We start from the raw sequence: 12,880 nt of genomic DNA, 5'->3' as shown, positions 1-12,880 counted from the left end.
TATGTACAAGAAAGAATATGTCCAGACATTTCTGGAAAAACAGGGTCAGCTTTTTGATGAGCCGGTAGCAGAGGATTTTGAGGAGGCAGAGGAATTTCTCGAGGATTGCATGGCAGTTGTGCTGGATTCCCTGAAGGATGTTAAAAAATATCTGGATGGAATGGGCGCAGATGTGGAGGGGATTTCCCTGAAGGAGCTGGAAGAAGAAAGCGAAGTATTTAAACTCCCGGACGGAAAATATATGATCGTAGAAGGCTGACGGAAAGCAGGGATTACACCTCTGAAAATTAAATATGATAAACTTGCATCAGCAAAAAGAAAGCCCTGCGTAGAAAGGGTAAATGTGGGGAAAATAAAATGATGTAAAGGAGGATGGGATATGAAAAAAAGCAGAGTGCTGGCAGTCGTCATGGCTGTGCTTATGATGGTAACGCTGCTTCCATCGATGGTATTTGCCACTGCAGCTCCATCTGGAAATCTTGATGGAAAGCTGAAGGTCAAAGGAACACTTGCGATCGGGTCTACCTTAAGTGCAGATTACTCAAAGGTCAAGCCGGAGGGGATCACAGATGATAATGTGAGTTTTTCCTGGTCATTAAAAGACGGAGACCTTCTTACAGAGGTAGGAACTGACAAGACTTATAAAATCGATGAAAAAGATCTGGGTATTCCGATCGTTCTGAAGATCACCGGAAAAGAAGAGACGGGAGTCAGTGGTGAGCTTACGGTGACGACCCAGGAGGTTTCCGAAACAGAGGAGGAAGCCAAAGCACTGGCAGAAAAGAAAAAGGAAGAAGCCAAAGCAGCAGGAGAAGATCCGGATGCGGAGGAAAGTGAAGCTTCGGAGTCTTCAGAGAACACGCCGGATACAGAAGCTGGAACGTCAGAGGAGCCTGATAGTGCTCAGCCTGAGGAAACCATAGAGCCGGCAGAAGAAACGGAGTCTGCGGATGTGCAGGAGAATACAGATGTACAGGAACCTGCAGATACCCAGGAGCCTGCTGAAAACTCTGTTATAGAAGTAAACGGAGAACAGTCAGGGCCTCAGAATGCCGATGAGGCAGATACATCCGGAGATAGTCAGACAGAGACACCGGATTCCGCAGATACAGCAGCAGACGCTTCCGAAAAAAATGAGGAACCGACATATTCGGCATCTGCATACACGGAAGATGGAAGTGGAATTCTGGATTTTGGTTCCGTGGAAGAGGGATATACGGAAATTCCGGAAGCACAGATGGTTACTATCACAAATTCCGGAACCGGAGATCTTAATTTTAAAGAAATCGCCCCGGAGAATTTCATGGCTGCAGATATTAATGATGCGCCATTAAAGAGTGGTGAAAGTGTTACTGTGTGGGTAAAACCACGAGAAGGTCTGAAGGCTGGAGAATACAAAGATCTGATCACGTATCAGACAGAAGAAGGTGCCGATGTCTTCTTTGAAGCGGACTTTACAGTAAAAGAACCGGAAAATAAAAAAGCCGAAGATCATGAAAATAATGAGCAGACAGATCCCGGGGAAACATCGGACCCTGCAGCGGAAAAAATATACAAGCTAATTGCGGATCCGACAGAACTGCCTTTTGATGATCTGACTGCCGGTTATGAAAAGGTAGAAACAACAAGTACAGTCACGATCAAAAACGAAGGTACAGAAGCTGTGACGTTAGTACAGCCTGAGTCGAAGTTTTTTGATATTGCGCCGGTCAGTGAAGTGGAGAGTAGCGGAAATATCCAGTTGGCGCAGGGAGGAGAGCAGACCTTTACCGTACAGCCTAAGCTTGGACTCTCTGCAAAAGATGATCCATACGTGGAAGAGCTTGTATTTGCTTCTGATGAAAGCACGGAAGCATCTGCTACAGTGACGGCTTCGGTTATGGTAAAGACAGAAACACCAAAAACAGTTACTGCAACAGTGAAACCGGAAGGTCCTCTGAAGTTTGGAACACTGGAACAGGGCTATGAGACTGCGCCGGATGCACAGCCTGTAACCGTAGAGAATACAGGTACAGAGGCTATCCGGATCCAGCTTTCTGCTCCGGAGGATTATGAGGTGGGAGAGCCTTCTGCGGAAGTGCTCAATCCCGGAGATAAGGCGGCAACCTTTACCGTACAGCCCAAGACCGATCTTCAGGTCGGAGATCACAGCGATACGATTTCTGTGACAGATCAGAATACCGGAAACACACTGGCTGAAGTCCGGCTGGAATTTACAGTTTCGGAGCCGGAACCGGAACCCAATCCCGGTCTTTCGGTAACAGATAGTCTGGAGTTTGGAACCAAAGAGGAAGGCTATAAGGAACTTCCTGATGCGAAGAAAGTTACAGTTACCAACACCGGAAATACAAAGATCGTTCTGAAACAGCCTTCATCAAATGCATATACAATTGGTACACTTTCCGCCACAGAGCTGGAAGCAGGAGATAATGCAACCTTTAGCGTACAGCCGGTCAGCGGACTTTCACAGGGGGAATATCTGGAAGACATTGTGATCGCCAATGATGCAAATGTGGAAGCTTATGTAAATGTCCATTTCAGCGTTACAAAGAAAAAAACAGATAACGGTAAGAAGGCGAATAACCTTACAGGCATCAAAAAGCCATCCGATATCAAAGATCTACCCAATGGAACCCAGAAAACCCAGAAAGCCCTGAAGCTTCCGGGAACAGTAAAGATCACTACAACAAAGGGAGAGCAGAAGGCATCTGTTAAATGGGATGTTAAGGGATCTTCCTATGATCCGTCTTCTGCAGAACGTCAGATATTTAACGTAAAAGGTACCGTCATTCTTCCGGAGGGGGTTAAGAATCCCAACAAGATCAGTACAGTGATCGCAGTAAGTATTACAGTAAATGGATATCAGGGCACGGAAGCCGCTGCATCGGACAATAAGATCACAGGCATTGATTCCAATGGCAAGTATGATACCAATACAAAGATCACCTTTACAGCATCTGGTGCAGGGATGGATAATACAAACCCGCGTAAGGGAGATACCAGATATCAGCCGAAGAGCTGGAAGATCACAGAGACCCGTACCTGGGATGGAGAGCCTTATACTGCAACATTCCGTGTCAGCAAGCCGGGAAAATATACTCTGAAAGTTACCTTTGGACAGCAGAAATACGACGGCTCCAGCTGGAAGGATACCGGTACACAGTCAGAAAGTACGGTTACTTTTACGGTATCACAGGCAGCAGTTCTTACTGCGACTCCGAGTCCGGCAGTGACACAGACAAATCAGAAATCTGCAGTGCAGACGGGAGACAGTACACCGATCATGACATTTGTGATCATTTTGATCGTGGCTGTGGTATGTATTGGAGGAATCCTTGTATATCGTAGAAAGAAAAAATAAGAACAGAATGTAGAAGATAGTTTTACAGCACCCTCCGTACAAAAAATGTACGGAGGGATTTTTTTGCACATAGAGATCCGTTTTACATGCTGTTACTAGCACTCTATAATGATGAGTGCTAAATTTTTCTTGACTTTTGTAAAAAGTCGTATTAGTATATATTTATTGAAAAAACAACAGGTTTCCGGCTCTGTCGGAACATCAGAAATAAAAATAAAAACAAAAGGAGAGTGACATATATGTCAGCAAAACATGGCAGTTTATCAATCAACAGTGAAAATATTTTTCCGATTATCAAGAAATGGTTATATTCCGACCATGATATTTTTGTAAGAGAGATGATCTCCAACGGATGCGATGCGATCACCAAACTGAGAAAGCTGGAAGTTATGGGAGATTATACATTTCCGGAAGGTTACAAACCGGCTGTAAATGTTATCGTTGATCCGGATCAGAAAACTTTGAAGTTTATCGATAACGGTATTGGTATGACAGCAGATGAAGTAGAGGAATATATCACACAGATCGCTTTTTCCGGTGCCACAGAGTTTCTTGAGAAATATAAGGATAAAACAACGGATGATCAGATGATCGGTCATTTCGGACTTGGATTTTATTCTGCATTTATGGTTGCAGATGAAGTTCATATTGATACTCTCTCTTACAAGGAGGGTTCCACACCGGTACATTGGACCTGTGACGGTGGTACGGAGTATGAGATGGCAGACGGAAACAAAACAGAACCGGGAACAGAGATCACTCTTTTCCTCAATGAGGAAAGCCTGGAGTTTGCCAATGAATATCGTATGAGAGAGGTTATCGAGAAATACTGTTCTTTCATGCCGGTAAATATCTATCTTTCCAAAGCAAATGCTGAACAGGAGTATGAAACCATCGATGAGGCAGATCTCCGTGAAGATGATGTGGTAGTTGAGCATATCCATGAGGATGCCAAGACAGAGGAAAAGGAGAATGATAAAGGCGAGAAAGAAGTTGTGGAAGTTTCTCCTGCCAAAGATAAAGTAAAGATCAATAAAAGGCCGGTATCTTTAAGCGATACACAGCCGCTCTGGATGAAACACCCAAATGAGTGCACGGATGAAGAGTATAAAGAATTTTACCGTAAGGTATTTATGGATTATAAGGAGCCGCTGTTCTGGATCCATCTGAACATGGACTATCCGTTCAATCTGAAGGGTATCCTGTATTTCCCGAAGATCAGGACAGAGTATGATTCCATTGAGGGAACCATCAAGCTTTATAATAATCAGGTATTTATTGCAGATAACATCAAAGAGGTGATCCCGGAATTCCTTCTTCTTCTGAAAGGTGTGATCGACTGCCCGGATCTTCCACTGAATGTTTCCCGTTCTGCACTGCAGAATGATGGTTTTGTGAAAAAGATTTCTGAATACATCACCAAGAAAGTAGCAGATAAGCTCACCGGAATGTGCAAGACAGACAGAGAGTCTTATGAGAAGTACTGGGATGATATCAGCCCGTTTATCAAATTTGGATGCATCAAGGATGCGAAATTTGGTGAGAAGATGAACGATTATATCCTCTTTAAGAATTTGGACGGCAAATATCTTACCCTGAAAGACTGCATTGAGGAAAATAAAAAAGAAGAAACAAAAGCAGCTGAAGAGGAGAAGGCAGAGGAGAAAGCTTCTGAAGGCTCCCAGAATGAGGAACCGGAAAAAACGGTGATCTATTATGTGACCGATGAGGTACAGCAGAGCCAGTACATTAATATGTTCCGTGAAGCGGGTAAAGATGCTGTACTGCTGAAGCATGTGATCGATTCACAGTTTATTTCCCATCTTGAACAGCAGGATCAGACGATCCAGTTCAAGAGAATTGATGCAGATCTGACAGAAGAGCTTCGTGAAGACGGAGAAGCGGATGAAACAACAGTCAAGACACTTACTGAGGTGTTCCGTAAGAATCTTGGCAAGGATAAACTTGAAGTAAAAGTAGAGAAGCTGAAAAATGAGGGAACTGCAGCGATGATCACTCTTCCTGAGGAGAGCCGCCGTATGCAGGATATGATGAAAATGTACAATATGTACGGAATGGATCCGAATATGTTCGGTGGTCAGGAAGTACTTGTACTGAACGCAAATCATCCTCTTGTAAGATTTATAGCAGAAAATCAGGGATCAGAGTATGTTCCGGTGATCTGTGAACAGCTTTATGATCTTGCAATGATGAGCCATAAACAGCTTTCTCCTGAAGAAATGACAAAATTTGTAAAGAGAAGCAACGATATCCTTATGGTCCTTACAAAATAAAACGACATATAAAATGATCGAAAGGCTTTGCCCGTAATGGGGCGAAGCCTTTGCTTTTTTTATAACAATATGTGTATCTTTAACACAATTATAGGAATTTTAAATAAAATAATAGATATTAAATAAAAATAACCTGTAAAATATGACTAAAAATTTAAATTAGTATCTAATATGTATAAAATAAATTTTCAGAAGAAAGCGAAAAATATAGATAACTGTCGTATTATACATAAGGGAGTGCTTTTAAAAAGAGAAAAAAATGAAATGGAGGAACAAATGTATGAAAAAGGTGTATGGATTGATCAGAAGACTTGGTGCAAATTCGAAATACAAAGGATATTTTTTCGTTGCGGAAGCGGTAAAGATTTCCATGGGGGATCAGTATAAACCATTGCGGATCACAAAGGATATTTATCCATACCTGGCGCGGAAGTACAGATCAACACCTACCAATATTGAGCATGATATCAGAACAATGGTAAATGTGTGTTGGGAAGGAAATAAAAAACTGCTGGATGAGATTGCAGGATATCCTCTAGAATACAAGCCTACCAACAGTGAATTTATTGATATGCTTGCGTATTATCTGAGGGAAATAGAAGAAGAGAATTGACTATAGCCTTTCAAAAAGAATCTGATTCCTGGACAGAAAGCTCAGGATCATATCATCCCAGAGCTGCTCTGGGCGTTTATCCATAGAGAATGTTTTAAGAGAGGTTCCGGTAGTACAAAGAAGGCTGTTATTTTTAAATTGAAGATTTAAGAATAGTCCGTCTATCTGTTCGGAGGAAATTCCGAAATCTGTATTTCTCATTGCAGCTTCAACTCCACTCCGACTTAAATGCAGCACGATCCTGAAGCTTAAGGGCGTACGCTTACCGCGGATCACAGACCAGCAGAAAGGTCTGATGTCCTTCCAGAGAGAATGTGTCCGGCCGTGCTCTGTGAGTCTGTTCATGCTGTCTGTATCAAAAAAATCTTTCTGAAGCCTGCCATCAATGGTAAAAGTATTAAAAGTAGTCACAGTCGCTTCGGACAGACAGAATTTGTCAAATACTTCTCCTATAAAAAGTTTGTTTGTGAAATCCCGGATATCTGTAATCTTTAATGCAAGCATGCCGCACTTCCTTTCTTTTATGTGATCGCGTGTAGACATTATATCTCAGATAAAGAAAAAAGGACAGACTTTTTAAAAAACTCTTTTCAAATATCTGTTTATGTGATACGATAGATGTGGTATTGAATACTACATATAATGGAAAAGAGGACGATATAATTGAGCTATAAGATTGCGATAGATAGCTGTGGGGAGCTTTTAGATGAATGGAAAAATGACGGCAGGATTGAATCCATACCACTGACGCTGACGGTGGGCGGTGAGAATATTATAGATGATGAGAATTTCGATCAGAAAGATTTTTTAAAGAAGGTTGCGGCCTGCCCGGAATGCCCCAAGTCTGCATGCCCTTCTCCGGAACGCTATATGAAGGCATATGAGTGTGATGCGGAACACATTTATGCGGTGACGCTATCGGCAGAATTGAGTGGTTCCTATAACAGTGCGATTCTTGGAAAAAACCTGTTCCTGGAAGAGCAGCCGGAGAAAAAGGTTCATGTATTTAATTCCAAATCTGCATCCGGTGGTCAGAGTCTGATTGCCATGAAGATCGTGGAGTGTGAAGAAAAGGGACTTTCTTTTGAAGAAGTAGTAAGTGAAGTAGAGAAATATATTGAAGAGATGAACACATTTTTTGTGTTGGAGAATCTGGAAACTCTGCGCAAGAACGGACGTTTGGGCAGAGTGAAAGCTCTGGTGGCCAGTGCACTGAAGATCAAGCCGGTTATGGGAGCTACTCCGGAAGGAACGATCTGTCAGCTGGATCAGGCCAGAGGCATGAATAAAGCAATCGTAAAAATGGTGGATCACATTGGAGAGAAGGGGATCAACATCCCGGAAAAGACAGTTGCCATCACTCATTGCAACTGTCCGGAAAGAGCGAAGATGCTGGAGGAGGCTATCCGTGAGAAACTGCACCCAGCAAAGATCGTAGTTATGGATACTGCCGGTGTCAGCAGTATGTATGCCAACGATGGTGGCGTTATCGTAGCAGTCTGATCAGAGAAAATCTCCAGTTCAGAAAATTATCACATTTCTTCAGGGAGTTGCCGCTTTTCTTTTGAAAACAAGTGTGCTATAATGAACGAAGTACTGAAGCGGCAAAGGAGAAAGACAATGAGCCAGAAGAAAGTTGACAAATATAAAAACAACAAATACTCGCGAAACAGTGCCCTGAAGAAGGAACGCGCAGAATTTGTACTTGAGATGGCGGCATGGATCCTCATCGCGGTTCTGCTTGTAGGCTGGATCGGATATTCCGCATATGCCAAGATCCAGGCGAAGGAAGCCAGTGTGAAGGTGGATACTGTGATGGATACTTCTGCATTGACAGATTATATTTCCGGATTATCTTCAGACAGTGCGGAATAGAAAACACATATGAAATGATGGGTTCCCGGGATGTGTTGAAGCATCCCGGGGATTTTTATATACAGGATAAATACAATGCAATAAAAAACGGGTCTGCCATAAAGCAGCCCCGTTTTGACTTATACGTTTTTTATGGTTATAGAATTATAACTTTGTAACGTTAGCAGCCTGCATTCCGCGAGCGCCCTCTGTTAAGTCGTAGGATACAGCCTGTCCTTCTTCAAGAGATTTGAAGCCTTCACCGTTGATAGCGGAGAAGTGTACGAATACATCCTGTCCGTCCTCACCTGTGATAAAACCATAACCTTTTTCTGCGTTGAACCATTTTACAGTTCCCTTGTTCATTTTGTGTTACCTCCATAAAAATAAAAAAAATTAAAATAGCCTTCTGATGATAATAAAAAATCACCAGATTTTACAGACTATATTCATGTAAATATAATCTCTAAAAACTAGTGATTTTACATTAAATATTTTGCCATGCTCTGATTATATAACCCGTGTTTTGAAATGTCAAGGAGAAAATTCCAACAATTCCGGGGTGTAAAAAGGGGCGAAATTGCTTTGTAAAAAAAATCTTTATAAATAGAGAGATTTCGTGTATGATATAGGAGAATACAAGCGGATTGAAGGATCTGCTTTGAAAATACAGGATGAGAGGAGAACAGAAATGGGGATTCTGATTCGAGGAGGCCGGATCGTCGATGCGGCTACAGATACGGATAAAACAGGCGATATTTATCTGGAAGACGGAATCATTGCGGAAATAGGCCAGAAGCTGAAAAAGAAAGACGGCGACCGTGTGATCGATGCGAAAGGAAAGCTGGTCATGCCGGGAATTATCGACCTTCATGTCCATTTTCGTGATCCGGGCCAGACACATAAGGAAGATATCAAGAGTGGTGCTGCTGCGGCAGCACGTGGTGGTGTGACAACTGTAGTTGCTATGCCAAATACAACTCCCACTATTGATAATCCGGACCGGGTAAACTATGTACATAACAAGGCGGCACAGGTTTCCGGTATTCATGTACTTCAGGCAGGTGCAGCCACCATGGGAGAAAAGGGTACTGAACTTGCAGATATTGCCGGAATGGTGAAAGCGGGGATCCCGGCAGTGTCCGAGGATGGTAAATCTGTGATGAATACAGCACTTTGTAAAGAAGCAATGAGGATCGCAGCAGAATGTGGCGTGCCGTTTTTTGACCATTGTGAAGATATCGATCTGCGTGGAGATGGATGCATGAATGAGGATGAGAACGCCAAAAGACTGGGGCTTCCCGGAATCTGCAATGCAGTAGAAGATACCATTACAGCCAGAGATATCATTCTGGCGCTGGAGACAGGAGTCCATCTTCATCTCTGCCACTGTTCCACTTATGGGGATGCTCAGATGATGAAGATCGTAAAAGAGAAAGGATACGACAATATCACAGCTGAAGTATGCCCGCACCATTTTATCCTTTCATCCGATGATATTAAAACAGATGACCCGAATTACAAGATGAATCCGCCACTCCGTACACCGAAGGATGTGGAAGCGCTGAAACAGGGCCTGAAGGACGGTACCATCGAGGTGATCAGCACGGACCATGCACCGCACAGTGCACAGGAAAAAACAGGTTCTATGAAGAATGCACCATTTGGGATCGTAGGTCTGGAAACAAGCCTTCCGCTCACCTATACAGAGCTGGTGGAAAAAGATGTGATCACACTGAAACAGATGGTTGAGAAGATGTGCCTGAATCCGGCGAAAATCCTCGGGCTTGACAGAGGAACTCTCCAGAAAGGCCATCCGGCAGATGTGATCATCGTGGATACGGAGCAGGAGTATGCTATCGATAAAAATAAATTTGTTTCCAAAGGACATAACACACCGTTTGATGGCTGGAAAGTAAAGGGAAAAGTGCTTTATACCATCTGTGACGGAAAAATTGTATTTAATAACCAGGAGGAGAAAGAATCATGATTAACAAACTGATCAGCAATATCCGCAAAACAAATGCACCAATCGTTGTAGGACTGGATCCTATGCTGAATTATATTCCGGAGCATATCCAGAAGAAGGCTTTTGCAGAGTTCGGGGAGACTCTGGAAGGCGCTGCAGAAGCAATCTGGCAGTATAACAAAGGAATCGTGGATGCAACCTGTGATCTGATCCCGGCAGTGAAACCACAGATCGCCATGTATGAGCAGTTTGGTATCCCGGGACTGATCGCATACAAGAAAACGGTTGAGTATTGTAAATCCAAAGATCTGGTTGTGATCGGTGATATCAAAAGAGGTGATATCGGTTCCACATCTGCAGCATATGCAGTTGGTCATCTGGGACAGGTTCAGGTAGGCTCAAAAAAATATGCAGGTTTTGATGAGGATTTTGCAACAGTCAATCCATACCTTGGTTCTGATGGTGTGAAACCCTTTATGGATGTATGCAAGGAAGAGAAAAAGGGTATCTTTGTTCTGGTCAAAACTTCTAATCCATCAAGTGGTGAGTTCCAGGATCGTGTCATCGACGGTCGCCCGCTCTATGAGCTGGTAGGTGAGAAGGTTGCACAGTGGGGCGATGAGCTTATGGGTGATGGATATAGTTATGTTGGTGCTGTTGTAGGTGCGACCTATCCGGAAATGGGAAAGGTATTAAGAAAGATCATGCCGAAGACATTTATCCTTGTTCCCGGATATGGTGCTCAGGGTGGAAAGGGCGCAGATCTTGTCCATTTCTTTAATGAGGACGGACTTGGTGCTATCGTAAACTCTTCCAGAGGAATCATCGCTGCATATAAGCAGGAGAAATATAAAGAGTTTGGCGCTGAAAATTACGCAGATGCTTCCAGAGCGGCAGTAAAAGATATGATCGCGGATATCAGCGGTGCGCTGGAGAACAGATAATACAGGAGGCATTTTATGAGTACATCAGAAAGTAAAAAAACAAAAAAGCCCTGTAAGATACTCAGCCAGGAATGTATTGGTACAGATATTTACAGTATGTGGCTGGATGCAGGTGAGATTGGAAAAAATGCAGTGCCGGGACAGTTTGTATCACTTTACAGCCGCAATGGCGGTAAGCTTCTGCCAAGACCCATCAGTCTCTGTGAGATCGATAAAGCAGAAGGAAAACTGAGACTGGTATATCGCGTTACAGGAAAAGGAACCGGTACGGAGGAATTTTCCAGACTTCATGCAGGGGTCCCCATTGAGACTATGGGACCTCTGGGAAATGGTTTTCCGCTGGATGCAGTAAAAGGCAAAAAAGTGTTTCTCATGGGTGGAGGAATCGGAATCCCGCCAATGTTGGAAACTGCTAAACAGCTGGACGCAGAAAAGATCATGGTTCTCGGATACAGAGATGAGCTGTTTTTAAATAAGGAATTTGAAGCTTATGGAGATGTCTATGTGGCAACAGAAGACGGCTCTGCAGGAACAAAGGGAAATGTTATGGATGCCATCCGTGAGAACGATCTTGAGGCAGATGCGATCTTTGCCTGCGGACCTGCCCCGATGCTCCGTGCCATCAAGGCATATGCCCTTGAAAAAGGAATTCCGTGCTGGATCTCCATGGAAGAGCGTATGGCCTGTGGCGTAGGCGCGTGTCTTGCCTGTGTGTGCAAATCCAAAGATGTGGATTCTCATTCTCATGTCCATAACAAGAGAGTATGTAAAGACGGACCTGTATTCCTGAGCACGGAGGTAGAGCTATGAGCAGAATGAATGTAAATCTTGCCGGCGTAGAACTTAAGAATCCGGTGATGACAGCGTCCGGAACATTTGGTTCCGGAGCGGAATACAGTGAATTTGTGGATCTGAACAGACTTGGCGCAGTTGTGACAAAAGGTGTGGCAAATGTACCGTGGCCGGGAAATCCTACACCGAGAGTGACAGAGACAGCATCCGGAATGCTCAATGCCATTGGTCTTCAGAATCCGGGGATTGATGTTTTCTGTGAAAGAGATATTCCGTTCCTTAAAAAATATGATACAAAGATCATCGTCAATGTCTGTGGAAAATCTGCAAAGGATTACTGTGAGGTTGTAGAACGCCTTGGAAATGAGCCTGTGGATATGCTGGAGATTAATGTTTCCTGCCCGAATGTCAAGGAAGGCGGAATTGCCTTCGGTCAGAATCCGAAAGCTCTTGAAGAGATCACAAAAGAAGTAAAGAAATATGCAAAACAGCCGGTGATCATGAAGCTGAGCCCAAATGTAACCGATATTACCGAGATGGCGAAAGCAGCAGAAGCTGGCGGCGCAGATGTTCTTTCTCTTATCAATACCCTGACAGGAATGAAGATCGATATCAACAGACGTACATTTGCACTGGCAAATAAAACTGGTGGAATGTCCGGTCCTGCAGTAAAACCGGTAGCTGTCCGTATGGTATATCAGGTGGCAAATGCAGTATCCCTTCCTATCATCGGTATGGGAGGAATCGCAACTGCTGAGGATGCCCTGGAATTTATTATGGCAGGTGCTACTGCAGTGTCTGTGGGAACTGCAAACTTTTTTAACCCTTATGCTACTGTGGAGATCGCAGATGGTATTCAGGCATTTCTTGAAAAACAGAAAGTGGAAGACATCAATGAGCTGATCGGAGTAGTGAAATAACGGAGGATTGCCGTATTTGCAATTCTGTTGTTCATATGTTAGAATTAACAGGATAAATAAAGGGATTTTACACTGGGATTGCAGCAGAGTGTGGATCCTGGGTTTGTCGTATATATGAAAAACATGGAGGATT

12 protein-coding genes are annotated in these 12,880 nt (G+C 43.4%); 10 read left to right on the top strand and 2 right to left on the bottom strand.

The annotated features are described in order from the left end of the window. Window position 1 precedes the first annotated feature (1 nt). The 4 genes from DW694_RS01350 to DW694_RS01335 all read left to right on the top strand — a co-directional run bounded on the left by DW694_RS01350 (window position 2) and on the right by DW694_RS01335 (window position 6,268). The gene (locus tag DW694_RS01350) at window positions 2-259 is read left to right on the top strand and encodes a hypothetical protein (protein WP_015525887.1); all 258 of its coding nucleotides are present in this window, start codon (window positions 2-4) and stop codon (window positions 257-259) included. 120 nt (window positions 260-379) lie between these two features. Further along, the gene (locus DW694_RS17085) at window positions 380-3,361 is read left to right on the top strand and encodes an LPXTG cell wall anchor domain-containing protein (protein ID WP_243269242.1); all 2,982 of its coding nucleotides are present in this window, start codon (window positions 380-382) and stop codon (window positions 3,359-3,361) included. A gap of 239 nt (window positions 3,362-3,600) precedes the next feature. Next, entirely contained in the window at window positions 3,601-5,655 is a 2,055-nt protein-coding gene (gene htpG / locus DW694_RS01340) for a molecular chaperone HtpG (RefSeq protein ID WP_118752433.1), read from the top strand. Between the two features lie 280 nt (window positions 5,656-5,935). Beyond that, complete coding sequence (locus DW694_RS01335; RefSeq protein WP_044961168.1) at window positions 5,936-6,268, top strand: sporulation initiation factor Spo0A C-terminal domain-containing protein; 333 nt, start codon at window positions 5,936-5,938, stop codon at window positions 6,266-6,268. Here DW694_RS01335 and DW694_RS01330 read toward each other — a convergent pair whose 3' ends face one another. Then, the gene (locus DW694_RS01330) at window positions 6,269-6,772 is read right to left on the bottom strand and encodes a DUF5721 family protein (RefSeq protein WP_022426217.1); all 504 of its coding nucleotides are present in this window, start codon (window positions 6,770-6,772) and stop codon (window positions 6,269-6,271) included. A gap of 159 nt (window positions 6,773-6,931) precedes the next feature. Here DW694_RS01330 and DW694_RS01325 point away from each other — a divergent pair, with 159 nt between their 5' ends. Both DW694_RS01325 and DW694_RS01320 read left to right on the top strand, forming a co-directional pair. After that, window positions 6,932-7,771, top strand: coding sequence for a DegV family protein (locus tag DW694_RS01325; RefSeq protein ID WP_021650968.1), 840 nt, complete (start codon window positions 6,932-6,934; stop codon window positions 7,769-7,771). Window positions 7,772-7,888: 117 nt separating this feature from the next. Next, on the top strand, window positions 7,889-8,143 hold the full coding sequence (locus tag DW694_RS01320; protein ID WP_015525893.1) for a hypothetical protein: 255 nt from the start codon (window positions 7,889-7,891) through the stop codon (window positions 8,141-8,143). A gap of 144 nt (window positions 8,144-8,287) precedes the next feature. On the opposite strand, the gene DW694_RS01315 is transcribed toward DW694_RS01320, so the two are convergent. Continuing rightward, complete coding sequence (locus tag DW694_RS01315; protein WP_015525894.1) at window positions 8,288-8,488, bottom strand: cold shock domain-containing protein; 201 nt, start codon at window positions 8,486-8,488, stop codon at window positions 8,288-8,290. A 325-nt stretch (window positions 8,489-8,813) separates the two neighbouring features. Here DW694_RS01315 and DW694_RS01310 point away from each other — a divergent pair, with 325 nt between their 5' ends. The 4 genes from DW694_RS01310 to DW694_RS01295 are packed head-to-tail and all read left to right on the top strand — an operon-like array spanning window position 8,814 to window position 12,747. Beyond that, on the top strand, window positions 8,814-10,112 hold the full coding sequence (locus tag DW694_RS01310; protein WP_015525895.1) for a dihydroorotase: 1,299 nt from the start codon (window positions 8,814-8,816) through the stop codon (window positions 10,110-10,112). Further along, a complete protein-coding gene (pyrF, locus tag DW694_RS01305; RefSeq protein ID WP_118516102.1) occupies window positions 10,109-11,035 on the top strand; it encodes an orotidine-5'-phosphate decarboxylase in 927 nt (308 codons plus the stop codon). The genes DW694_RS01310 and pyrF overlap by 4 nt, the downstream gene beginning before the upstream one ends. Before the next feature lie 15 nt (window positions 11,036-11,050). Beyond that, window positions 11,051-11,845, top strand: coding sequence for a dihydroorotate dehydrogenase electron transfer subunit (locus DW694_RS01300; protein WP_021650964.1), 795 nt, complete (start codon window positions 11,051-11,053; stop codon window positions 11,843-11,845). 5 nt (window positions 11,846-11,850) lie between these two features. Continuing rightward, window positions 11,851-12,747, top strand: a complete 897-nt coding sequence (locus DW694_RS01295; RefSeq protein ID WP_092069490.1) for a dihydroorotate dehydrogenase — start codon at window positions 11,851-11,853, stop codon at window positions 12,745-12,747. The last annotated feature ends 133 nt before the right edge of the window (window positions 12,748-12,880 follow it).

This window comes from Ruminococcus sp. AM26-12LB, assembly GCF_003480785.1.
GTDB lineage: Bacteria > Bacillota > Clostridia > Lachnospirales > Lachnospiraceae > Blautia_A > Blautia_A fusiformis.
The sequence above is the reverse complement of the archived record's forward strand: the minus strand, read 5'-3'. Positions and strand labels throughout refer to the sequence as shown.

Bases quoted from the DNA above. Each gene is read 5' to 3' on its own strand.
- DW694_RS01350 (WP_015525887.1), top strand. From the start codon at position 2: ATGTACAAGAAAGAATATGTCCAGACATTTCTGGAAAAACAGGGTCAG.
- DW694_RS01335 (WP_044961168.1), top strand. From the start codon at position 5,936: ATGAAAAAGGTGTATGGATTGATCAGAAGACTTGGTGCAAATTCGAAA.
- DW694_RS01320 (WP_015525893.1), top strand. From the start codon at position 7,889: ATGAGCCAGAAGAAAGTTGACAAATATAAAAACAACAAATACTCGCGA.
- DW694_RS17085 (WP_243269242.1), top strand. From the start codon at position 380: ATGAAAAAAAGCAGAGTGCTGGCAGTCGTCATGGCTGTGCTTATGATG.
- htpG (WP_118752433.1), top strand. From the start codon at position 3,601: ATGTCAGCAAAACATGGCAGTTTATCAATCAACAGTGAAAATATTTTT.
- DW694_RS01310 (WP_015525895.1), top strand. From the start codon at position 8,814: ATGGGGATTCTGATTCGAGGAGGCCGGATCGTCGATGCGGCTACAGAT.
- DW694_RS01300 (WP_021650964.1), top strand. From the start codon at position 11,051: ATGAGTACATCAGAAAGTAAAAAAACAAAAAAGCCCTGTAAGATACTC.
- pyrF (WP_118516102.1), top strand. From the start codon at position 10,109: ATGATTAACAAACTGATCAGCAATATCCGCAAAACAAATGCACCAATC.
- DW694_RS01315 (WP_015525894.1), bottom strand. From the start codon at position 8,488: ATGAACAAGGGAACTGTAAAATGGTTCAACGCAGAAAAAGGTTATGGT.
- DW694_RS01330 (WP_022426217.1), bottom strand. From the start codon at position 6,772: ATGCTTGCATTAAAGATTACAGATATCCGGGATTTCACAAACAAACTT.
- DW694_RS01295 (WP_092069490.1), top strand. From the start codon at position 11,851: ATGAATGTAAATCTTGCCGGCGTAGAACTTAAGAATCCGGTGATGACA.